The 22,277-nt window shown below is 48.3% G+C and carries 19 protein-coding genes; 12 read left to right on the top strand and 7 right to left on the bottom strand.

Annotated elements, in window-relative coordinates:
- Positions 1–326: 326 nt before the first annotated feature.
- From BIZ37_RS21410 to BIZ37_RS21385, 6 genes are all read left to right on the top strand, one after another.
- Positions 327–1,958 carry an ABC transporter substrate-binding protein gene (locus tag BIZ37_RS21410; RefSeq protein ID WP_187463232.1) on the top strand — a complete coding sequence of 544 codons (1,632 nt, stop codon included), beginning with the start codon at positions 327–329 and terminating at the stop codon, positions 1,956–1,958.
- 116 nt (positions 1,959–2,074) lie between these two features.
- Positions 2,075–2,995 carry an oligopeptide ABC transporter permease OppB gene (gene oppB, locus BIZ37_RS21405; protein WP_039463976.1) on the top strand — a complete coding sequence of 307 codons (921 nt, stop codon included), beginning with the start codon at positions 2,075–2,077 and terminating at the stop codon, positions 2,993–2,995.
- 15 nt (positions 2,996–3,010) lie between these two features.
- A complete protein-coding gene (gene oppC / locus BIZ37_RS21400) occupies positions 3,011–3,922 on the top strand; it encodes an oligopeptide ABC transporter permease OppC (protein WP_107298690.1) in 912 nt (303 codons plus the stop codon).
- A 70-nt stretch (positions 3,923–3,992) separates the two neighbouring features.
- A complete protein-coding gene (locus BIZ37_RS21395; protein ID WP_187463231.1) occupies positions 3,993–4,958 on the top strand; it encodes an ABC transporter ATP-binding protein in 966 nt (321 codons plus the stop codon).
- On the top strand, positions 4,958–5,947 hold the full coding sequence (gene oppF, locus BIZ37_RS21390) for a murein tripeptide/oligopeptide ABC transporter ATP binding protein OppF (protein WP_107298664.1): 990 nt from the start codon (positions 4,958–4,960) through the stop codon (positions 5,945–5,947). Before BIZ37_RS21395 ends, oppF begins: the two co-directional genes overlap by 1 nt.
- A gap of 214 nt (positions 5,948–6,161) precedes the next feature.
- Positions 6,162–8,273 (top strand): methyl-accepting chemotaxis protein, encoded by a 2,112-nt coding sequence (locus tag BIZ37_RS21385; RefSeq protein WP_187463230.1) that lies wholly within the window; start codon positions 6,162–6,164, stop codon positions 8,271–8,273.
- 71 nt (positions 8,274–8,344) lie between these two features.
- Here the strand turns inward: BIZ37_RS21385 and BIZ37_RS21380 are convergent, their stop codons facing one another.
- Both BIZ37_RS21380 and BIZ37_RS21375 read right to left on the bottom strand, forming a co-directional pair.
- Positions 8,345–9,139: a class I SAM-dependent methyltransferase gene (locus tag BIZ37_RS21380; RefSeq protein WP_222939771.1), complete on the bottom strand. Its 795-nt coding sequence runs from the start codon at positions 9,137–9,139 to the stop codon at positions 8,345–8,347.
- A gap of 16 nt (positions 9,140–9,155) precedes the next feature.
- Complete coding sequence (locus BIZ37_RS21375) at positions 9,156–10,904, bottom strand: ABC-F family ATP-binding cassette domain-containing protein (protein WP_187463229.1); 1,749 nt, start codon at positions 10,902–10,904, stop codon at positions 9,156–9,158.
- A 449-nt stretch (positions 10,905–11,353) separates the two neighbouring features.
- On the opposite strand from BIZ37_RS21375, the gene BIZ37_RS21370 reads away from it, so the two are divergent.
- The 3 genes from BIZ37_RS21370 to BIZ37_RS21360 are packed head-to-tail and all read left to right on the top strand — an operon-like array spanning position 11,354 to position 12,879.
- Positions 11,354–11,707, top strand: a complete 354-nt coding sequence (locus tag BIZ37_RS21370) for a tRNA-binding protein (protein WP_187463233.1) — start codon at positions 11,354–11,356, stop codon at positions 11,705–11,707.
- 36 nt (positions 11,708–11,743) lie between these two features.
- Complete coding sequence (locus BIZ37_RS21365; RefSeq protein WP_187463228.1) at positions 11,744–12,382, top strand: peptidase M15; 639 nt, start codon at positions 11,744–11,746, stop codon at positions 12,380–12,382.
- A gap of 5 nt (positions 12,383–12,387) precedes the next feature.
- Complete coding sequence (locus BIZ37_RS21360; RefSeq protein WP_187463227.1) at positions 12,388–12,879, top strand: ATP-binding protein; 492 nt, start codon at positions 12,388–12,390, stop codon at positions 12,877–12,879.
- A gap of 61 nt (positions 12,880–12,940) precedes the next feature.
- On the opposite strand, the gene purB is transcribed toward BIZ37_RS21360, so the two are convergent.
- The 4 genes from purB to rluE all read right to left on the bottom strand — a co-directional run bounded on the left by purB (position 12,941) and on the right by rluE (position 17,066).
- On the bottom strand, positions 12,941–14,311 hold the full coding sequence (purB, locus tag BIZ37_RS21355) for an adenylosuccinate lyase (RefSeq protein WP_187463226.1): 1,371 nt from the start codon (positions 14,309–14,311) through the stop codon (positions 12,941–12,943).
- 110 nt (positions 14,312–14,421) lie between these two features.
- Positions 14,422–15,039 carry a high frequency lysogenization protein HflD gene (hflD, locus tag BIZ37_RS21350; protein WP_107298669.1) on the bottom strand — a complete coding sequence of 206 codons (618 nt, stop codon included), beginning with the start codon at positions 15,037–15,039 and terminating at the stop codon, positions 14,422–14,424.
- Positions 15,040–15,053: 14 nt separating this feature from the next.
- Entirely contained in the window at positions 15,054–16,169 is a 1,116-nt protein-coding gene (gene mnmA, locus BIZ37_RS21345) for a tRNA 2-thiouridine(34) synthase MnmA (protein ID WP_107298670.1), read from the bottom strand.
- A gap of 255 nt (positions 16,170–16,424) precedes the next feature.
- Positions 16,425–17,066: a 23S rRNA pseudouridine(2457) synthase RluE gene (gene rluE / locus BIZ37_RS21340; RefSeq protein WP_187463225.1), complete on the bottom strand. Its 642-nt coding sequence runs from the start codon at positions 17,064–17,066 to the stop codon at positions 16,425–16,427.
- A gap of 142 nt (positions 17,067–17,208) precedes the next feature.
- Here rluE and icd point away from each other — a divergent pair, with 142 nt between their 5' ends.
- The gene (gene icd, locus BIZ37_RS21335) at positions 17,209–18,462 is read left to right on the top strand and encodes an NADP-dependent isocitrate dehydrogenase (protein WP_187463224.1); all 1,254 of its coding nucleotides are present in this window, start codon (positions 17,209–17,211) and stop codon (positions 18,460–18,462) included.
- Between the two features lie 276 nt (positions 18,463–18,738).
- On the opposite strand, the gene cspD is transcribed toward icd, so the two are convergent.
- Entirely contained in the window at positions 18,739–18,960 is a 222-nt protein-coding gene (cspD, locus tag BIZ37_RS21330) for a cold shock domain-containing protein CspD (protein ID WP_187463223.1), read from the bottom strand.
- Between the two features lie 461 nt (positions 18,961–19,421).
- Between cspD and clpS the strand changes: the two genes are divergently transcribed.
- Positions 19,422–19,742, top strand: a complete 321-nt coding sequence (gene clpS / locus BIZ37_RS21325) for an ATP-dependent Clp protease adapter ClpS (protein ID WP_107298674.1) — start codon at positions 19,422–19,424, stop codon at positions 19,740–19,742.
- Positions 19,743–19,790: 48 nt separating this feature from the next.
- Positions 19,791–22,055 carry an ATP-dependent Clp protease ATP-binding subunit ClpA gene (clpA, locus tag BIZ37_RS21320; protein ID WP_107298675.1) on the top strand — a complete coding sequence of 755 codons (2,265 nt, stop codon included), beginning with the start codon at positions 19,791–19,793 and terminating at the stop codon, positions 22,053–22,055.
- The last annotated feature ends 222 nt before the right edge of the window (positions 22,056–22,277 follow it).

Genomic DNA, 22,277 nt, shown 5'->3' with positions numbered 1-22,277 from the left:
GTATATTTATTCAATCTTACAATTATTTATTCAAATTTTACTTTTTTTTGGCTGATACGGCGGATTTTTCTCTAGATTTTGGGTTTTGTGATAGATCTAGCTGCAACAATTATGTCACCTAGTGGGTTCTGCTAGCGGCATATTGCTTATTAAGAATTATGTCGGTTTTTGTAATCAAAATGTGGCAAATTACTTCAATGCCTGATAATGTTTTGACCAATTCTTCGGTTTGCTTTGTGTTGTTTAGGACTAACGATACAAATATTGTGAGATGGCACCGACTGGAGAACGCAAGGACGTATTTAACGATGTATTGGAGCTAATGCATGTATAAGAATAAAATTACCCAGGCGATTCTTCTGGGTGCAGGTATGGCTGTAGCGGCTACTTCTTTCTCCACTATTGCTGCTGACGTACCGGAAGGGGTAAAACTAGCGGACAAGCAGGAACTGGTTCGTGGTAACGGTACTGAAGTTGCCTCGCTTGACCCACACAAAACGGAAGGTGTGCCAGAGTCACACGTTATCCGTGACCTTCTAGAAGGCCTAGTGAACCAAGACGAGAACGGTAACACTGTCCCTGGTGTTGCAGAGTCTTGGGAAACCACTGACAACCGCTCATTCACATTCCACCTGCGCAAAGATGCAAAATGGTCTAACGGCGATCCTGTAACTGCACACGACTTCGTGTACAGCTTCAAGCGTGCTGTCGACCCTGCAACAGCATCTCCTTACTCATGGTACCTAGAAATGACTACCATGAAGAACGCAGATGAAATCATCGCGGGTAAAGCAGACAAAGAAACTTTGGGTGTTTCTGCAAAAGATGACTACACACTGGTTATCGAGCTAGAGCAGGCAGTACCATACTTCGTTAAGATGATGGGCCACACCACCGTTAAGCCAGTTAACCGCAAGGTTGTTGAGAAGTTCGGTGATAACTGGACCAAACCAGAGAACTTCGTTGGTAACGGTGCTTACACCCTAGACAACTGGGTAGTTAACGAGCGTATCGTGCTTACTCGTAACGAGAACTACTGGGATAACGACAATACGGTTATCAACAAGGTTACGTTCCTGCCAATCGAAAACCAAGTTGCCGAAATGAACCGCTTCCTAGCGGGCGAAATCGACATCACCAACGAGCTGCCTAACGAGCACTTCCGCCGTCTACAGAGCCAGCACGCTGATTCAGTGTCTATTTCAGGTAACCTGTGTTCTTACTACTACGGTTTCAACAACCAAAAAGCACCGTTTGACGATGTGCGTGTCCGTAAGGCCCTGTCTTACGCGATTGACCGTGATGTCGTGACCAAAGCGCTGCTTGGCCAAGGCCAGAAATCAGGTTACTTCCTGACGCCGGAAATCACTGCTAACTTCAACCCTGTTACGCCTGAGTACGGTCAGATGACCCAGAAAGAACGTAACGAGAAAGCGAAAGAGCTACTAGAAGAAGCAGGCTTCGGCCCAGGTAACCCACTGAACTTCACTCTGCTTTACAACACATCTGAAAACCACAAGAAGATCGCGGTAGCTATCGCTTCTATGTGGAAGAAGAACCTGAACGTAACAGCAAACCTGGAGAACCAGGAGTGGAAGACTTACCTAGATACACGTCGTCAAGGTAACTTCGATGTAACGCGTGCAGGTTGGTGTGGTGACTACAACGAAGCATCTAGCTTCCTGTCACTAATGCAGAGCAACAACAGTTCTAACGACCCTAAATACAACAGCAAAGCATATGATGCAATCATGGCGAAAGCACTGGAGTCGACTTCAGATGCTGAGCGTGAGCAGCTATACATCCAGGCTGAAAAACAGCTAGCGGAAGATATGCCAATTGCTCCTATCTACCAATATGTGAAAGCGCGTCTGGTTAACCCGCAAGTGGGTGGCTACCCTGCGAACAACGCAGAAGACAAGCTCTTCACCAAAGATATGTACATCATTGCTGAATAATAACCAGCAAGAAGCATGATAATAAGCGCTGCTCTCAGGACGGGAGCAGTGCCCTTTCTGGTATTTCACGCCAGTAAATTTTCGACTGTCACAGACTAAATAGAACGGTGGAGTTTATGATTAAATTCATCGCAAAACGGATTTTTGAAGCAATACCAACCCTGTTGGTGCTAATCACAATTTCCTTTTTCCTGATGCGCTTTGCACCAGGTAACCCATTTTCCAGCGAGCGTCCGCTTCCTCCGGAAGTCATGGCGAACATCGAAGCCAAGTATGGCCTAGATAAGCCTGTATTCGAGCAATACACCACGTACCTTGGCAACATCGTACAGGGTGATTTTGGTCCTTCATTCAAGTACAAAGATTTCACCGTTAACGAGTTGGTGTCCAAAGCCCTGCCTGTTTCGGCGAAAATCGGTTTCTTTGCCTTTATTTTTGCATTGGTGATGGGGGTCACCGTCGGTACCATTGCCGCCTTGAAGCAAAACAGTTGGATAGACTACTGCATAATGTCGACGGCCATGGCCGGGGTGGTTATGCCGTCGTTTATACTCGCCCCGGTACTGATCTACATCTTCTCTATTAACTTGGGTTGGCTTCCAGCTGGTGGCTGGAACGATGGCGGCCTGAAGTTCATGCTGTTGCCAATGATGGGTATGTCACTGCTTTACGTGGCAACGTTTGCCCGTATAACCCGTGGTAGCATGATCGAAACCCTCAACAGTAACTTCATCCGCACCGCTCGTGCAAAGGGCCTGAGTTACGGCTATATCATTATCAAGCATGCCCTTAAGCCTGCACTGCTGCCAGTTGTCTCCTACATGGGCCCGGCTTTCGTCGGTATCATCACGGGTTCGGTAGTTATCGAAACAATTTTCGGCCTACCGGGCATCGGTAAGCTGTTCGTTAACGCTGCCTTTAACCGTGATTACTCTCTAGTATTGGGTATCACAATCCTGATTGGTTCTTTGACCATTATCTTCAACGCCATTGTCGACATTGTTCTGGCGTACATTGACCCGAAAATCCGTTACTAAGGAGCCCAACCGATGATGCTGACTAAAAAAGAAAATGTAGACGCGGTTGAAAAATTCTCCGAGCAATTGGAAATTGAAGGCCGTAGCTTGTGGCAGGATGCCCGTATCCGCTTTATGCGAAACAAGGCTGCAATGGTGAGCTTGACGATCCTTTGCTTGATCACCTTGGCGGTTATCTTTGGCCCAATGTTCAGTAATTATGCATTCGATGATACCGACTGGTATGCATTGCACGCCGCACCAAGCTTTGGCCCGGAAGGCCACTTCTTTGGTACAGACAGCCTTGGCCGTGACTTGTTCACCCGTACATTGGTTGGTGGCCGTATTTCCTTGATGGTAGGGATCATGGGCGCACTGGTCGCGGTTTTGATTGGTACGCTTTACGGTGCAACCTCGGGTTTTATCGGTGGCCGTACCGACCGTGTGATGATGCGTATTCTGGAAATCCTGTACTCGATTCCGTTCATGTTCTTCGTGATCGTACTGGTAACTTTCTTTGGCCGTAACATCATGCTGATCTTCGTGGCCATTGGTGCGATTTCATGGCTCGATATGGCACGTATCGTACGTGGTCAAACCCTGTCATTGCGTAGCAAAGAGTTCATTGAGGCTGCACGTGTATCCGGCGTTAGCCAGTGGCGTATCATTACCCGCCATATCGTACCTAATGTTTTGGGTATCGTAGCGGTTTATTCAACCTTGTTAGTTCCATCTATGATCCTGACAGAGTCATTCCTGAGTTTCCTCGGCTTGGGTGTTCAGGAACCAATGACCAGCTGGGGCGCATTGCTTCAGGAAGGTTCGCAAACGATGGAAGTCGCCATTTGGCAGCTGATGTTCCCAGCGGCATTTATGGTGGTTACGCTGTTCTGCTTTAACTATGTGGGTGACGGTCTGCGTGACGCACTGGATCCAAAAGACAGATAACAAGAAGACCTGGCCTACCGCCACGGAAGCAGGCGGTAGGGCATGGGTAGAAAGATTATAAGGAAATACTATGAGCTTATTAGATGTCAAAGATCTACGCGTAGAATTTAAAACTCAAGACGGCATTGTCACCGCGGTAAACGATCTCAACTTTTCGCTCAACCAGGGTGAGACCTTGGGTATCGTTGGGGAATCTGGCTCAGGCAAGAGCCAAACCGTATTCTCCATCATGGGCCTACTGGCTAAAAACGGCATGATCGGCGGCAGTGCAAAATTTGAAGGCCGCGAGATCTTGAACCTACCAGAAAAAGAACTTAACCGGATCCGCGCCGAGCAAATCGCGATGATTTTCCAGGATCCGATGACGTCGCTGAACCCGTACATGAAAGTGAGCGATCAGCTGATGGAAGTGCTGATGCTACACAAAGGTATGGGCAAATCCGAAGCATTCGAAGAAAGTGTGCGTATGCTGGAAGCGGTTAAAATTCCGGAAGCCCGTAAGCGAATCACCATGTACCCGCACGAATTCTCTGGCGGTATGCGCCAGCGTGTAATGATTGCCATGGCACTGCTATGCCGTCCTAAGCTGTTGATTGCCGATGAGCCAACAACGGCATTGGATGTAACCGTTCAGGCACAGATCATGGAGTTGCTCAACGAGCTGAAGAATGACTTCAACACCGCGATCATTATGATCACCCACGATCTTGGTGTGGTTGCCGGTAGCTGTGACAAAGTACTGGTTATGTATGCTGGCCGTACCATGGAATACGGCAAGATTAATGAGATCTTCTACAAACCATCACACCCGTATACCGAAGGTTTGCTGAAAGCTATTCCTCGCCTTGATACTGAGGGCGAAGAGCTACCAACGATCCCTGGAAACCCACCGAACTTACTGAGTTTGCCAGTCGGCTGTCCTTACCAGGAACGATGCCACCGTGTATCTAGCCGTTGTTCGCAAGAAGCGCCTCAATTGAAGGCATTTACTGAAGGTCGTTTACGTGCGTGTTTTTCTGATGTGGGGACGTGGTAATGGAAGCTCAAAAGAAAGTATTACTTGATATTCATGATCTGAAGGTTCACTTCAGTATTGCACAAAAATCTGCGTGGCCGTGGACCAAGCCACTAAGCCTTAAAGCCGTTGATGGTGTTGATATTCGCCTATATGAAGGTGAAACACTGGGTGTGGTGGGTGAATCAGGTTGTGGTAAATCAACCTTCGCCCGTGCGGTTATTGGGCTGGTTGAAGCAACTGATGGCAATGTGGTTTGGCTAGGTCAAGATCTGACTAAGCTGGATCACAAAGAGATGCGTGAAAAGCGCAAAGACATCCAGATGATTTTCCAGGATCCGCTGGCGTCATTGAATCCACGTATGACTGTTGGTGAAATCATCGCAGAGCCATTGAAAGCCTACTACCCTGAGCTTTCGGCTGATGATGTGAAACAGCAAGTTAAGGCAATGATGGCGAAAGTGGGTTTGCTACCAAACGTGATCAACCGTTACCCGCATGAATTCTCGGGCGGTCAGTGTCAGCGTATCGGTATTGCCCGTGCCTTGATCCTAAAACCTAAAATGATCATTTGTGATGAGCCGGTATCGGCTTTGGATGTATCGATCCAGGCTCAGGTTGTTAACCTGCTTAAATCGCTGCAGACAGAAATGGGCTTGAGCCTGATCTTCATTGCCCACGACTTGTCGGTAGTAAAACACATTTCAGACCGTGTACTGGTGATGTATCTGGGTAATGCGGTAGAAATGGGCGAGGCTGACGCACTATTTAGTGAACCTAAGCACCCTTACACCAAGGCATTGATGTCGGCTGTTCCGATCCCTGATCCGGATCTGGAGCGCAGCAAGCATATTGAGTTGCTGGAAGGGGATCTACCTTCACCGATGAACCCTCCTTCAGGTTGTGTATTCCGTACTCGCTGTCCGGTTGCAACGGATGAATGTGCAAGTAAAAAGCCGTCATTGCAAGGCGGCGATGTTCATGCAGTTTCTTGTTTGAACGTTCAATAATTCAAGCCTGTGACAGGCTTTGGGCGCGGTGTAAAAACCGCGCCTTTTTTGTTTATAAAATGGTGAAAAAATCAATAAATTTAATGAATTATGCTATTGATGGTTATGTAATCTAGATGTAAAAAAAAGTAAAATATATCGACGTGTCCAAGGCTGGACACAGTGCAGATAACGCTCGATCTCGAATGATGTAAGTAGTAACAAGGATGGTTGTATGCGGTCATTATCCGTCAAATGGAAAATAGCCCTGATGGCTGGGCTAGCCTTACTGGCGACAGTAATAGTATTAACAGGCCTATCATTTTATTTTGCCTCCCAGAATCAGCAACTCGTTAGCGAGCAGGTTTATTCCACTCTTAGAGAAAAGTCTCAACTCGTTGTCCAGGCCCAAGCTGAAAAGCAGAGCACCACAGTGCAGCAGTACCTTGATGAGGCGATTCACCGTGCCGAAATGCTGGCCCAGAGTGTACTGTTCCTAAAATTCAATGCTGAAGAGAATTACACTAATAGCTCGGAGTTGCGTGGATCTATCAGCGAGTTATTGCGACGCACCGTCAATGAATTCGAGAATATTCACGGTGCCTTTGTGGTGTTCAATCCCGATGCCCTAGACGGTGAAGACGGCAACTACGCCGGGGCCGATTATGTCGGAGCCAACGAACAGGGACGCTTTGCCCCTTATTGGGCGAAATCGCCTTCTGGCGAAGCCGAGCAGTTTATCTATACGGAGCAACAATTACTTACTAGCCAGGCGTTGTGGGCGCAGTGCATCAATAACCAAGCAAGTATGTGTGTGTCGGATCCGTTGATGGCAGGGTTTGGGCAACAAGCACCTGTAGTCAGTACCATTACTGTTCCGCTCGTTATTGATGGCGAGGTTGTCGGGGTAATGGGCATTGATATCCAGCTTTCTCCACTACAACCATTAATTCAATCTGTAGACCAAGCATTGTTCGACAGTGCTGGCAATGTCAGCCTTATTAGCCAGAACGGAACAATTGTGGCTTGGGACCAGTTACAGAGCCGAATCGGTCAGGTCTTTAATCAAGCGGACGGGTTGCCTGCTGATCTATCGCGTTGGCTGCAGGGTGGTGAAGAGCAGGTGCTTTGGACCAATGACCAGCAGTCGCTACATGCCTATACACCGGTTCAGCTCGGGCAGGTGAATTGGGGAGTCGTTATCCAATTGCCGGTGGAGCGGGTATTGGCAGAGGCTATCGCCTTGGACTTAGCGATTACCCAGCAGCGTGACCAATCTACATGGGTGCAGTTGGTAACCAGCTTGGTGGTTGCTATATCGGGTTTGTTGGTAGTTGTGCTTGCCGCATCTCGTTTGGTTGCCCCAATACGCCATGTTGCTGAAAGACTTGAAGATATTGCAACGGGGGAAGGGGATTTAACCCAACGTTTGCATGTTGCACAAAATGATGAGGTGGGCCAACTGGCTCTTTGGTTCAACCGCTTCTTGGATAAGCTCCAAGCCACTATTGGTGATGTCGTGGTCGCAGTAAACGATGTGGGTACTACGTCTAGGCAAGCGGCTGAAGTCGCTAACCATACCCGGGATGGCAGCCAGGCCCAATTCCGTGAAGTGGATATGGTGGCAACCGCATCGGAAGAGTTAGCACAGACGGCCGAGCAAGTTGTGGGTTACACCGAAACCGCTGTTGTTGCAGCGGGCCAGGCAGACAGCGCAGTGCGTGATGGTCACGGGGTGATCAAGCAATCAGCAGCTTCGATGGATAGCTTGGTGAACAGGATGGAGAATGCCGTGCCTGTTGCCAAGGAGCTTGAAACCAATAGTGAAGATATCAATCAAATCCTTCAGGTGATTGAAGGGATCTCAGAGCAAACAAACCTGTTGGCTTTGAATGCCGCTATTGAAGCTGCCCGGGCCGGTGAGCAAGGGCGTGGTTTTGCGGTTGTTGCCGATGAGGTTCGTCAGCTTGCCAGCCGGACCCATGATTCTGTTGGGCAGATCCGTACAGTGATTGAAGTTTTACAACAAGGTACCCGTGATGTTGTGGTTGCCATTGAAGAGGGCAACCAGTTAGCGGGAGAGACCTCCTCTCAAGTTGGCCAGGCGGTAGTCAGCCTTGGTCAAATTACAGAGGCAGTAGCCTCTATCCAGTCGATGAATGAGCAGATTATGCATGCGGCGCAGGAACAGCAAGCGGTATCGGCTGAAGTGAACCGTAATGTATCGAATATCCGGGGCTTGAGTGAGAATATCCTTGAACAGGCCGAGAAATCAGCAGGCATTGGTGAGCGTCTGGCAGAACTGTCCAAACACCAGCAATCGCTGGCGGGCCAGTTCAAGGTATAGTCAACGTGCCGCCTCTCAAAGAATAGCGTTTCTTGAGAGGCGGTTTTTATTCGAACGGCTTGTTGTTGCCCCTAACCTTTGATGGCCTTGGTTGCGAAGTAGTCCTTGAAATAGCGAGACAGGCTCTCATCAAGGCTATCCTCGTAAAAGCCATCTATCTTAAAGCCGGCTTCTATTTGCCCTCCAATAATACTGGATAGGGTATGGCTATATTCAATTGCTTTGTTGTCTGCCATAAATTGCCGGCGTTGCTCTTCATTCAGTTCATCGAGTGAGTTGAACGGCAGTGTGTTGCTCACCAGGTAAACGCCCTCTTCCCATTTATCGGCATCAAACAGATAGATGGCAGGGTTGGGGGCTCCTAGCATAAAGCTACCCCCTATAGAAAGTACCCGGTAGGCTTCGCTAAAGAGTGGTTTTAGGTTTGGAATATAGGTAATCGATACTGGACAGAAAACAATATCGAAGCTGTTATCGGTAAAGGCTGATAAGTCCCGCATATCTCCTTGAATGGTAGTTAGGGGGAGAGCTTCCTGCTGGGCAACTTTACAGTCTTGCTCGAGTTGCTTGGCTGAAATATCCATGACGGTAACCTGTGCACCGGCCGCAGCAAGTATTGGAGCTTGCTGTCCGCCGCCACAGGCAAGGCATAAAATCTTCACGCCCTCCAACTGTTCTGGAAACCAGTTGCGTGGTACATCACTATTGGCACCGAGGCTCACTGCATATTCACCTTCCCTAGCTTTTGCAATCACTTCACTGGATACCGGGACTGTCCAGATCACTTCTTCGGTAACATAGTTGTCCCAGGCCGCTTGGTTGTGTGCAGCAATGTCTTCAGGGATGTGGGTCTTGTTATTCATCATTAAATTCTCAATCTGTTTATTCAAAGCCTAATTCAACATTAAGTTGGGCAATTTGTTCGCGCCATTGCTGTTGGAGCCGAGGTTTCTGGTATTTTTCCTTGCGGTTTAAATCCGCTTCCAAAAGGGCTTCGAGTTCGAAAAGCCGCTCTAGCTGTGTGTCTTGTGTTGACGGCTCAGGGGTAGATTCCGGTGTGGCTATGGTGTCGGGTGCTTTGGCTGGGTGACCATTACCGGAAACCGGTTGTGTAGCATCCAATGCGGCATAGAGCTTTTCAATATCATGCCATTGACTGAGCTTGCCATCTTCTATTAGCCAGTAGCGGTTGCAACTGGTTTCGATCAGTTCACGGTCATGGGTTACCAACATAAACCCGCCCTCAAACTTCTCAAGGGTGGCAGCAAGTTCTGCTTTGCCTTGTAGGTCCAAATGGTTGGTCGGCTCGTCGAGCAACAACAAGTGGTAGTTGGCCAGCGACAGACCGAGCATAAGTAACCGGGAACGTTCGCCACCGCTCAGTGACTTCACCTGTTGGGAATGACGGCTGTAGGCGAAACCGGCGCTGATTAATGCCATTTTCCGTCTTTCCTGCGGCAGGTTGGTGAACGACCTTAGCGCATCTATCAGGTTATCTTCATCGTGCAGTTGTTTTAGTGTTTGGTCATAGAAGCCCAAGCGGCAACGTGGATGGAATTGGATATTTTCATTCGAGAGGTCCGGTGCTTTGTATGCCTGCCACAGCATCTTCAACAACGATGACTTCCCGCAGCCATTACGGCCAATAAGAGCCAGCTTGTCGCCACTTTTGATCTGCTGCGCCAACAGGTGGAAAAGTACAGGGGCACTTTCTGACGGCCGGATTTGCATATCAGATATATTTAGCAGTCTATCTGCAGGCAGGGCCTCACCTGATAGGGTCAGTTGCCATGGTGTGCCTGCGGTTAAGTCGGTTTGTGCACCTTTGAGTCGGTCAAGCCGCTTCTCCATATGCTTGGCTTTTCTGGATAGATCTTCGTTGTCATAAACCTGCCCCCAAACCGCTAATCGCTTGGCGCTTTTTTCTATACGGTCAATTTCCTTCTGTTCAGCCTGGTGGCGAAGCTGCGCAGCTTCATCGTTGGCCTCAAGTGCTTGTAGTGCCTCTGAGCATGGCAGTCGGAAAAAACCTAAGGTGTTGTCGCGGAGTATCCAGGTACAGTTGGTTACTTTATCGAGTAGGCGCTTGTCATGGGACACCAGAACAAAGCTGCCTTTCCAGCCTAATAAGAACTGCTCAAGCCATAACAGTGTGGGTAAGTCCAGGTGGTTACTTGGCTCGTCGAGCAGCAGTAAGTCTGGTTGTTGGATAAGGGCCCGGGCCAGCAATAGGCGGGTATGCTGGCCACCGCTTAGGCTGCCCGAAGTCAGTTGCCAGTCTGAATCGCAAAAGCCCATGTCAGCAAGTAGTAGCTCGGCGCGCCAGGATTCTTGTTGACGTTCGTTGGCTGGGAGCTTTTCGACGACCGCATCCAACATCGAAAGCGACTCAATATTGGCCGGTAGATGTTGTTCTACGTGCGCCATCAGACAATGGCTTGATGTTGTGATCAAACCTGAAAGCGGTTGGATATTACCGCTAAGTAAACGTAGTAGGGTGCTTTTTCCACATCCGTTGTGGCCAACAAGCCCGATGCGGTCACCTTTTGTCAGGGTGAAGGAAATCTCTTCAAGCAAAGGTGCTGAAGTTGTGTGATAAGAAACAGATTGTGCAGATAGTAAAGTGCTCATGGCTTACTCAAGATTTACAGGCACACTTGTACCTATTGTCAAACACTGCTGACAATAACCCGGTAAGCTAGAGGGAAGAGACTCTAGTCTGGTTTATTGGAAACTTCGCTCAAGCAGAGGTTATCGCAGCACGATACCAGTAAAACTTGAGCTTGGCTGATTGCCAAAGAAGTGTGCGAAGTTCAATTCACACGTAGTCATGGTATACCTCCTTTTATATTGTTAGTGGGTTGAGATGGACGAGTATAGGATAACAGAAGGGGTAAAATCTATGCTTGAGATCTCTCTAATCTACTTTCGCTGCCCAACCACTTTGTATCTGAAAGCACCTCGTAGCTTTAGGGAAAGGTTGGGGGTATTTCGTGAGGGAAGTCTTTATTTGCTGGTTGGGAAAATGATAGGTTTGAAAATTCAGACCTTTACCAATTATTGAAGATGCGAGAATGACAATGAAGCCTGCACCGATCAAAGAGCTAATCACGTTTGATGACTTTGAAAAACTGGATATCCGAGTCGGCACTATTACTTCTGTTACGGAAGTTGAAAAGTCCAAGAAATTAATGAAGCTGACGGTCGATTTTGGTGATCATGTCCGCACCATTCTTGCCGGGATAAAGCAAGAACGTGAAAACCCGTATGAGATTGAAGGCAAGCAGGCATTGTTCGTGGTAAACCTTCCGGAGCAAAAAATGGCTGGCGAGGTTTCACAGGGAATGCTGTTTGATATTGGCTATGCTGATAAGCTAACGCCTTGCCTTGCGGTGCCGGAAAGTACTATCCCCAATGGCAGTCGGGCGGGCTAGGTAAGCGATATTCAATCAGAAGCATGGAGAGCTCAGATGAAATCACCCAAATCAGTTAAAACACTCGAAGAACTTGGCCGTGTTCAACTATCTCCCAGTTTTTTTATGAGGGATTTTTTATATTCAGAGATCTCTCAGATTGAAAATATCCCTAACATTCCCGACTACCCAGATGTTGCGGTAGAGGCAGGAAAACAATTGTGCAGTAGGGTATTGGAGCCAATACAGCAACAGTTTGGGCGTATTTCTATTCGCTCTGCCTACCGTTCACCGTTGGTAAATGGGAAAGGGGCTGAAAAGAAAAATCAATATAACTGTGCTCGTAATGAAGCCAATTATGCCGGGCATATTTGGGACTACAGGGATAAAGATGGCCATATGGGTGCAACTGCTTGTATTGTTGTAAATTCCTTTCTTCCCTATTACGAGCAGACAGGACACTGGCAAGCTTTAGCTTGGTGGATACATGATAATGTGCCAGATTACTCGTCGATGTATTTCTTTCCCAAACTTGCGGCCTTTAATATTTCCTGGCATGAAAACCCTACCAAAACCATTAAAAGCTACATTGCTGGGTCGAAAGGGACATTGACAAAACCTGGGATGGATAATTTTTCAGGAAGCCATGTTTCTGAGTACCAAGCATTGCTTGATGTGATTAAAGGGAATCGGTGAATGATATGACAGGAAAACTGGTTTTCTTCTGCGGTAAGATGGCAGCCGGAAAGTCAACGAAATCAAAGCAAGTTGCCGTTGATAGGAATGCTGTCTTGATATCAGAAGATGAATGGTTGGCTGCGCTCTACCCTGGCAAGATTGCTACGCTCAAGGATTACGTCACTTATTCGAGTTTGCTAAAAGCAGTAGTCCGGGAGCATGTTAAACGTATTTTATTAACCGGTACTGATGTGGTGTTGGACTTTCCTGCCAATACGCAAGCCCAAAGGGCTTGGTTGTCATCTATTGCTTCTGAGGCCGGTGCCGATCATGAGTTAGTTTACTTGCAAGTAAGTAACGAGCAATGCCTTAAACAACTCGCACAAAGGCGGATTGAACAGCCAGAGCGAGCGGCATTCGATACCGAAGAAGTGTTTAACCATATTACCCAGTACTTTGAAGAGCCGAGAAAAGATGAAGGCTTAAACATGATTGTGGTAACGGAGAACACATAGGGGCAACAACAAAAAGGCCAGCATGATGCTGGCCTTGTTTTATGCAGTTATAACCGTGCGATTACAGTTTGTCAGTTAGCTTAACTGCGTCACCGATGTAGTTCGCTGGGGTCATTTCTTTCAGGCGAGCTTTCTCGTGCTCTGGTAGTTCCAGACCATCGATGAAGTTACGCATGCCTTCGCCGTCAACACGCTTGCCACGAGTCAGCTCTTTTAGCTTCTCGTATGGCTTTTCGATACCGTAGCGACGCATAACAGTCTGTACCGGCTCAGCCAGTACTTCCCAGTTGTTGTCTAGCTCAGCTTCAAGCGCAGCCTGGTTAACTTCTAGCTTGCTGATACCTTTCAGGGTTGAAGTGTATGCAATGATTGCATAGCCACAACCTACACCTAGGTTACGGAGAACTGTTGAGTCAGTCAGGTCACGCTGCCAGCGAGAAACAGGCAGTTTCTGTGCTAGGTGGCCAAAGATTGCGTTCGCTAGGCCAAGGTTACCTTCAGAGTTTTCAAAGTCGATTGGGTTAACTTTGTGCGGCATCGTTGAAGAGCCGATCTCACCCGCGATTGTCTTCTGCTTGAAGTGACCCAGAGCGATGTAGCCCCAAACGTCACGGTCGAAGTCAAGAAGGATAGTGTTGAAGCGAGCGATAGCATCGAATAGCTCTGCGATGTAATCGTGCGGTTCGATCTGGGTGGTGTATGGGTTCCAAGTTACGCCAAGAGATTCAGTGATGAACTCTTCGCTGAACTGGTGCCAGTCAACTTCTGGGTAAGCTGATAGGTGAGCGTTGTAGTTACCTACTGCGCCGTTGATTTTCGCAAGAATTTCAACGTTTTCGATCTGCTTGTACTGACGTTCCATACGGTATGCAACGTTAGCCATTTCTTTACCCATTGTTGATGGAGAAGCTGGCTGGCCGTGGGTACGAGAAAGAAGCGGTACTTCACGGTATTCGTTGGCTAGGCCTTTGATCGCATCGATAACGTTGCGGATTTCAGGCAGGATAACTTGCTCGCGCGCTTCATGTAGCATCAGTGCGTGAGAAGTGTTGTTGATATCTTCAGATGTACATGCGAAGTGAATGAATTCGTTCACTGCGTGTAGCTCTGGTACTTCAGCGACTTTTTCTTTCAGGAAGTATTCAACAGCTTTTACATCGTGGTTAGTCGTGCGCTCAATAGTCTTGATGCGCATTGCGTCTTCTTCGCTGAACTCAGCAGCAATGCGGTCTAGGAAGGCATTGGCTTCAGCGCTGAACGCAGGAACTTCCACGATAGCATCAGTAGCGGCAAGTTTTTGTAGCCAGCGGATTTCAACGATTGTGCGGTACTTTAGCAGACCAAATTCACTGAAAATGCTGCGTAGTGCAATCGTTTTACTTCCGTAGCGGCCGTCTACTGGGGAAACAGCAGTCAATGCTGACAGTTCCATGTTGCTCTCTCCTGATCAATTAAGGTTTAAACAAGGTGTAACTTTCACCCTTGCAAAAATGGCGCAAGGGGATGAAAAAGTGCCAACCTGAGGCTGGCACAAAATATTGCTTAGCAGCGGGCCAGTAGGATTTTCGCCTGTTCGACCATCTGTTTGCGTCCGAAGATCAAATGGCGGCGTTTGCCACCGACCTGACGCCATAGCACCGCAGAGCGAATCGCGGCGAGAAGTAGAGCACGCACTTTGTGCTGCACACTCTGCTGCTGGAGCTGAGCCGGGGTACCGGTCACTTGGATACGTGGGCCCAATGGGCTGATGATATCCAGGTAGATACTGGCCAAATTGCTGATCATCTGGTCTTCCAGCAGCTCGAAATGATCCGTTTGGCGTTGGGCGGTACTGATACGGTCGCCAAGCTGCGCCATGCTGTCACGGCGGCTTGCCAGTTTGCGCTCCAGCGCCATTACACTCACTAGGTAGCGAGTGATCTCGTTGCCTGACGGTGTATTGTCGATTTCAGCCGCTAGCGCTTCGAGGCCCATTTTCAAGTTGGCTTCGTTACCGAAGATCTCGATGGTGTTAGACGGATTGGTTGCCATAATGCTGTTCAGGCTGGCTTCCAGTGCGTCATGGTCGCAATGGCCATCTCGGGCAATCTTTTGAACTAGCTTTACGGCCTGACAAATACCAGCAAAGGCAATAGTACGGTCATAAACAGTGTTTGCCACGTGCGTCAACTCCCTTAGATACGCTTTTCAATAATACCGCCGCCCAGACAGACTTCACCGCTGTAGAATACAGCTGACTGGCCTGGCGTTACCGCGATTTGCGGCTCGTCAAAGATAACCTTGATGGTTTCGTCATCAACCGGGATAACGGTACAAGGGATATCTTGCTGGCGGTAGCGTGTTTTAACCGTGCACTTGAACGGTTCGCGAATTGGTTGGCGATCAACCCAGTGTAGTTGGGCAGCTACCAAGCCGTCTGATTTCAAGCGAGGGTGGTCTTTACCCTGGCCAACAATCAGAACGTTACGCTTTACATCTTTATCTACAACGAACCAAGGCTCTTCATTACCATTGCCGCCTTTCTGGCCACCAATATGTAGGCCCTTGCGCTGGCCTAGGGTGTGGTACATCAGACCCTGGTGCTCACCGATGACTTTACCTTCATCGGCTGTCTCAATATTACCTGGCTGTGCAGGTAGGTACTTGCTCAAAAATTCCGTGAACTTACGCTCACCAATAAAGCAGATACCGGTTGAATCTTTCTTCTTCGCAGTGATCAGGCCCTGCTCTTCAGCAATACGGCGTACTTCTGGCTTTTCCAACTCTCCCACAGGAAATAGGCTACGGGCAATTTGCTCGTGGCTCAGTGTGTACAGGAAGTAGCTCTGATCTTTGTTGTTATCAACACCGCGCAACATCTTTGGTAGTTCGCCTTCAGCGGTAGGGAAGCTGCGACGGGTGTAGTGGCCCATAGCAATGTAATCGGCTTCCAGTACTTCATCAGCAAAGTCCAAAAATGCTTTGAATTTGATTTCTTTGTTACAAAGAATGTCTGGGTTAGGTGTACGGCCTGCTTTGTATTCTGCTAGGAAGTACTCGAACACGTTGTCCCAGTATTCTGCTGCAAAGTTGATGGTGTGCAGGTGGATACCCAGTTTGTCACATACAGCTTGTGCGTCAGCGAGATCTTCGGCTGCCGAGCAGTACTCATCGTTGTCGTCTTCTTCCCAGTTTTTCATAAACAGGCCTTCAACTTGGTAGCCCTGTTGAAGAAGAAGGTACGCGGATACCGAGGAATCTACACCGCCGGACATGCCGACAATGACTTTTTTCTGGCTGTTATCTGACATTTTACTCTTCAGTCGTTAATAAAAGTTAAGGGCGCGATTCTAACAGAAACCATCTGGCCGAAACAGAGCGAGAGCGGAATCACACTTTAATAATTTTACCAACGTCATTCTTTCATTTGCGCAAACGTTTGCTTTCTGGTGGCAATGATAGATGAGGGCGAAGCAAAAGTGTAGTGTTTTTAGCGTTAAATTCGCAAAAAGCCAGCAGGAAAAGATGAAGGGTTTACCAGCAGTAAAATACTGCTGGCAAGACAGTTAGGAAGCGTCGATTTTGACTTCTTTCCATTCTCCCGGCGCGAGATCGCTGACAGTCCAATCTGCCATTTTGTAGCGGATAAGGCGCAGGGTAGGGTAGCCGATGTGTGCAGTCATGCGGCGGACTTGGCGATTTCGGCCTTCTTTTAAGGTGATGGCCAGCCAAGTGGTCGGGATATTTTTCCGTTCACGGATAGGCGGGATACGCCCCCAGACTTCAGGGCTTTCCATTACCTCGACGCCTGCGGGAAGGGTCGGGCCATCTTTGAGGGTAACCCCTCGGCGCAACTGTTCCAGTTCGTCTTCGCTTGGTGCCCCCTCGACCTGAACCCAATAGATTTTTGGCTGTTTGGATTTCGGTTGGGTCAGGCGAGCCTGCAGGACACCGTCATTGGTCAGCACGAGCAAACCCTCACTGTCCTTGTCCAGTCGGCCAGCTGGATATACGTCCTTTACCGGGACGAAATCAGACAGGGTTTTATCCCCCGGTTCACCGGTAAACTGGGTCAGAACGTTATAAGGTTTGTTAAATAAAATGATCTTTGTCGGGCCGCGGGGACGCTTGGGTTTATTTCGTAATCTTGATGGTCGGCGCTCATTATTGGCACGTTTGGGTTGACGCGAAGAGGTGTTTGGCTTCATAAATAGCGAGTTGTACAAGGGAAAAGTAAATTGACCCGACTATTATACGCTAAAAATACAATGAGTGGCGTATCGATAAAATTTCAAGTATGATTTGCGCGCATCTTACAAAAAGATAACAAATGGACGCTAGGAGATTTAAATGGATAGTAAAGTAGTTGTACCAGCTGAAGGTCAGAAAATCACTCTGGATTCTGAAGGTAAACTGGTCGTTCCTAACAACCCTGTCATTCCTTACATCGAAGGTGATGGTATTGGGGTTGACGTAAGCCCTGCGATGATCAAAGTCGTTGATGCCGCTGTCGACAAAGCCTACGGCGGTGACCGTAAGATTGCCTGGATGGAAATCTACACCGGTGAGAAATCAACGCAAGTATATGGTGAAGATGCTTGGCTACCGCAAGAAACCCTTGATTATATCCGTGACTACAAAGTTGCAATCAAAGGTCCTCTGACTACTCCAGTCGGTGGTGGCATCCGTTCTTTGAACGTTGCACTTCGCCAAGAGCTAGACCTATACATCTGTGCCCGCCCTGTTCGCTACTTCGATGGCGTACCAAGCCCACTTAAGCAACCAGAACTGACAGATATGGTTATCTACCGCGAGAACTCGGAAGATATCTATGCTGGTGTTGAGTTCAAGGCTGGCACTGAAGAAGCTGATAAAGTTATCAAGTTCCTGCAAGACGAAATGGGCGCAACTAAGATCCGCTTCCCACAGCAGTGTGGTGTTGGTATCAAGCCAGTTTCTGAAGAAGGCACCAAGCGCCTAGTTCGCGCTGCGCTTCAGTACACTATTGATAACGACCGTGACTCGCTAACGCTGGTCCACAAAGGTAACATCATGAAGTTCACCGAAGGTGCCTTCAAAGATTGGGGTTACGAAGTGGCTGCAGAGGAGTTCGGTGCTGAGCTGCTTGACGGCGGCCCATGGATGACACTGAAGAACCCGAATACGGGTAAAGAAATCATCATCAAGGACAGCATTGCAGATGCGTTCCTGCAGCAAATCCTGCTGCGCCCAGCAGAGTACGATGTGATTGCAACGATGAACCTAAACGGTGACTACATCTCTGATGCATTGGCTGCTCAGGTTGGTGGTATCGGTATCGCCCCTGGTGCGAACATCGGTGATGGTGTTGCACTGTTCGAAGCTACTCACGGTACAGCGCCTAAGTACGCTGGTCAGGACAAGGTTAACCCTGGTTCACTGATCCTATCTGCGGAAATGATGCTTCGCCACCTAGGCTGGACCGAAGCGGCTGATCTTATCATCAGCTCTATGGAAGCGGCGATCAGCAACAAGACAGTGACTTACGATTTCGAGCGTCTAATGGACGGTGCGACACTGCGTAAGTGTTCTGAGTTCGCAGATGACATGATTGAGCAGATGTAATTCTGTTTCATCATTGCGATAAAATGCAAAAAAGCCCAACTTAGGTTGGGCTTTTTTGTGTCTCTATTTTGCTACTGTTCGGGTTAAAATTTCCTGTTTGTAACTGGTTCGTTAAATTTCAATGTTGCTGGCAAAGTGAAGAAGTATGCATTGATTATTCATTTTATATTGTTGGCGAAATGGGCGTGGGTCGCTAGGTAAAGGGAGAAAAAAGTGAGGGAAATAAAAAAGACGAGCCTTAGCTCGCCTTCAGAAAGAATCGTTAGGTGAAGTCTTCTATTTGACCGCTTCACCTTCAACGGGAATGATTTCCTTAGCATGGAACCCTTTTGGCCCAGTCTCCACTGTATAGCTGACTTGCTGACCAGCTTTGAGTGTGCGGTAACCATCCATCTGAATAGTCGAATAATGGGCGAAAATATCGCCTTCGCCTGTTTCAGGGCAGATAAAACCAAATCCCTTAGCGTTATTAAACCATTTAACTGTACCTGTCGCCATGCTTACTTCCTTCTGTGCATTCAAGTTCCATTTTGCATTAGTCTGCATCTCCTTTTTAACACGACTTGCATACTAATGCTAATTTGATGCAGTTAATATCTACTACAAGTTACACTTTAGTAAAAAGAGTTAGGCAGTCAAGCTGTGCCTATAACATTTTGTTAAAATGTGGTGTTATGCGAAATTTTTGACATATTTCTGCATGCAATAGCTTTTCTGGCACGTATTTTATGCAAATGCTTGCATTCTGGCGTGATCTCCCACTTTGGTTGGAAACGGTGGTAATTCGTCCGGATTGTCGGCTTAGTCATAGTCATCTCTGATTTGCTGGAATACAATGTGTGCATTAGTCTGAATATAGGGGTAGGAAAATGGTGGTCGGACACGCCTTGTAAACAGAGATGATATTTAACTCATTGTTTCTTGGTAGACTATTCCTATCGTACTGGTAAGTTAAAGTTATGAGTAAGTTATACGAGTGGATTATTCCCGACTCCGATGTATTGGAAGAAGAGGAAGTCCAGACAAAACCACCATCGATGTACAAAGTAATTTTGAACAATGATGATTACACACCGATGGATTTTGTGATAGAAGTGTTACAGAAGTTCTTCTCCATGGATCTGGAGAAATCAACACAGTTGATGCTAACTGTGCATTACGAGGGGAAAGCGGTGTGCGGAACCTTCACTGCCGAGGTAGCCGAGACCAAGGTGGCCCAGGTGATGATGTATGCGAGGGAGCATGAACATCCGCTACTGTGTACGATGGAAAAGGCATAGTCTTTTTCCGGCACGCCATATTTGAGTGGTATTTAGGGGAGGTGCCTTATGCTAAATAAAGAACTTGAAGCGAGCTTGAATGCTGCCTTTGCGCGGGCAAGAGAGAAGCGTCATGAGTTTATGACGGTTGAACATCTGCTGTTGGCATTATTGGAAAATCCAGCGGCGCAAGAGGCCTTGGTGGCCTGCCGAGCTAATTTGGATACGCTGCGCAAAGAGCTTGATTCGTTTATTGAACAAACGACCCCACTGATCCCAGTGGATGACGAAAGCAGGGAAACTCAGCCTACACTCAGCTTCCAGCGTGTATTACAGCGTGCTGTATTCCACGTTCAGTCTTCTGGTCGTAGTGAAGTGACTGGAGCTAATGTACTGGTTGCTATCTTCAGCGAGCAGGAATCACATGCTGCATACCTGCTCAAGAAGAGCGATATTAGCCGTTTGGATGTGGTTAATTTCATTTCTCATGGCACAGTTAAAGATAGCGACAACGACGATATCAACGGCCCAGATGTGGGTGGCGAAGAGCCACGTTCAGAACAGGGTTCGGAAGACAAGCTAGAAAACTTTGCTACCAACCTCAACCAACTAGCCCGTGCGGGTGGGGTTGATCCGTTAATCGGCCGTGATACTGAACTCGAGCGCACAGTGCAGGTATTGTGTCGTCGCCGTAAGAACAACCCGCTGCTGGTGGGTGAGGCCGGTGTAGGTAAAACGGCGATTGCCGAAGGCTTGGCTTGGCGTATTGTCGAAGGCCAAGTACCAGAAGTGATCAAAGATTGTGTGATCTACTCTCTGGATATTGGTTCGCTACTGGCTGGTACCAAATACCGTGGTGACTTCGAGAAGCGCTTCAAGGCAATTTTGAAGCAGCTGGAGAAAGAAGAGCAAGCCATCCTGTTTATTGATGAAATCCATACCATCATTGGTGCGGGTGCGGCATCGGGTGGACAGGTCGATGCGGCTAACCTTATCAAGCCGCTGTTGAGTAACGGTAAGCTCCGCTGCATGGGTTCGACTACCTATCAGGAATACAGCAATATTTTTGAGAAAGAGCGTGCACTGTCTCGCCGTTTCCAGAAAATCGACATTATCGAACCTTCGCTGGATGATACCACTAAGATTCTGATGGGCCTCAAGCCGAAGTACGAAGCGCACCACGAAGTTCGCTTTACCAACAAGGCTATCCGTGCCGCGGTTGAGCTGTCGGCGAAGTACATCAATGAGCGCCACCTACCGGATAAAGCGATTGATGTTATTGATGAAGCCGGTGCCCGTTGCCGCTTGGCACCAGCGAGTCGTCGTAAGAAGACCGTTAATGTCAGTGATATCGAGGCGATGATTGCCAAGATGGCACGTATCCCTGAAAAATCGGTTTCTTCCAGCGACCGTGATGTACTGCAGAAGCTTGATAATAAGCTGAAGATGCTAGTCTTCGGACAGGATCCGGCTATCGATGTGCTTACCGAGGCGATCAAGCTAAGCCGTGCTGGTCTGGGCGCTGAGAATAAGCCTGTGGGCTCATTCCTGTTCGCTGGTCCTACTGGCGTGGGTAAAACGGAAGTAACGGTTCAGCTTGCACGTACACTGGGTATTGAGCTGCTTCGCTTTGACATGTCTGAATACATGGAGCGTCATACGGTGAGCCGCCTAATCGGTGCGCCTCCTGGTTATGTTGGTTACGATCAGGGCGGTCTGTTGACCGACGCGGTTATCAAGCATCCGCATGCTGTGGTACTGCTTGATGAAATCGAGAAAGCCCACCCGGATGTCTTTAACCTGCTACTACAGGTGATGGATAACGGTACGCTGACGGACAACAATGGTCGCAAGGCTGACTTCCGTAATGTGATTTTGGTGATGACAACCAACGCCGGTGTGACCGAGACGGTTCGCAAGTCGATCGGTTTGATCCAGCAGGATCACAGCCATGATGCAATGGGTGAAATCAAGCGTGTGTTCACGCCTGAGTTCCGTAACCGCCTAGACGGTATCATCTGGTTCAACCATCTTGAGAAAGATGTTATCTCCCAGGTGGTCGATAAGTTCATTGTCGAGTTGCAGGCACAATTGGATGCCCGTGGCGTCTCAATGGAAGTGTCTTCGAAAGCCCGTGAATGGCTGGCCAATAAAGGCTACGACAAGGCGATGGGTGCCCGTCCAATGGCCCGCGTGATTCAGGACAACCTGAAGAAACCAATGGCCAATGAGCTGCTATTCGGTAGCTTGGTCAACGGTGGCTCGGTGCGCGTTGATATCGTCAACGATGAACTGGACTTCCAGTTCAGCAGCGACCTTGAGCCAGCGCACTAAGCGCAGCAGGTCCCGCTAATCAAAAAACCGCCTCCGGGCGGTTTTTTTCGTTCTGGGGCTAGAGGCGATAGGTGAAAGAGCAGGCACTAGGAAAATCGGGAACGAGATTCGAGGAAGAGCAGGCTCTGGGAAGCCGGGAACGAGGTCCTAGGAAGAGAAGGTTCTGGGAAAAGCTAAAGAATAAGAGCGAAGAGCTTGACATCGATGAGCTAAAAGAAAATG

Source organism: Photobacterium sp. BZF1, assembly GCF_014349205.1.
Taxonomy (GTDB): Bacteria; Pseudomonadota; Gammaproteobacteria; order Enterobacterales; family Vibrionaceae; genus Photobacterium.
Note: the sequence above shows the minus strand (reverse complement) of the source record. Positions and strands in the feature narration are given on the sequence as shown.

Coding starts and splice junctions, on each gene's coding strand:
- BIZ37_RS21410 (WP_187463232.1), top strand. CDS start 327: ATGTATAAGAATAAAATTACCCAGGCGATTCTTCTGGGTGCAGGTATG.
- oppB (WP_039463976.1), top strand. CDS start 2,075: ATGATTAAATTCATCGCAAAACGGATTTTTGAAGCAATACCAACCCTG.
- oppC (WP_107298690.1), top strand. CDS start 3,011: ATGCTGACTAAAAAAGAAAATGTAGACGCGGTTGAAAAATTCTCCGAG.
- BIZ37_RS21395 (WP_187463231.1), top strand. CDS start 3,993: ATGAGCTTATTAGATGTCAAAGATCTACGCGTAGAATTTAAAACTCAA.
- oppF (WP_107298664.1), top strand. CDS start 4,958: ATGGAAGCTCAAAAGAAAGTATTACTTGATATTCATGATCTGAAGGTT.
- BIZ37_RS21385 (WP_187463230.1), top strand. CDS start 6,162: ATGCGGTCATTATCCGTCAAATGGAAAATAGCCCTGATGGCTGGGCTA.
- BIZ37_RS21380 (WP_222939771.1), bottom strand. CDS start 9,139: ATGATGAATAACAAGACCCACATCCCTGAAGACATTGCTGCACACAAC.
- BIZ37_RS21375 (WP_187463229.1), bottom strand. CDS start 10,904: ATGAGCACTTTACTATCTGCACAATCTGTTTCTTATCACACAACTTCA.
- BIZ37_RS21370 (WP_187463233.1), top strand. CDS start 11,354: ATGAAGCCTGCACCGATCAAAGAGCTAATCACGTTTGATGACTTTGAA.
- BIZ37_RS21365 (WP_187463228.1), top strand. CDS start 11,744: ATGAAATCACCCAAATCAGTTAAAACACTCGAAGAACTTGGCCGTGTT.
- BIZ37_RS21360 (WP_187463227.1), top strand. CDS start 12,388: ATGACAGGAAAACTGGTTTTCTTCTGCGGTAAGATGGCAGCCGGAAAG.
- purB (WP_187463226.1), bottom strand. CDS start 14,311: ATGGAACTGTCAGCATTGACTGCTGTTTCCCCAGTAGACGGCCGCTAC.
- mnmA (WP_107298670.1), bottom strand. CDS start 16,169: ATGTCAGATAACAGCCAGAAAAAAGTCATTGTCGGCATGTCCGGCGGT.
- rluE (WP_187463225.1), bottom strand. CDS start 17,066: ATGAAGCCAAACACCTCTTCGCGTCAACCCAAACGTGCCAATAATGAG.
- icd (WP_187463224.1), top strand. CDS start 17,209: ATGGATAGTAAAGTAGTTGTACCAGCTGAAGGTCAGAAAATCACTCTG.
- cspD (WP_187463223.1), bottom strand. CDS start 18,960: ATGGCGACAGGTACAGTTAAATGGTTTAATAACGCTAAGGGATTTGGT.
- clpS (WP_107298674.1), top strand. CDS start 19,422: ATGAGTAAGTTATACGAGTGGATTATTCCCGACTCCGATGTATTGGAA.
- clpA (WP_107298675.1), top strand. CDS start 19,791: ATGCTAAATAAAGAACTTGAAGCGAGCTTGAATGCTGCCTTTGCGCGG.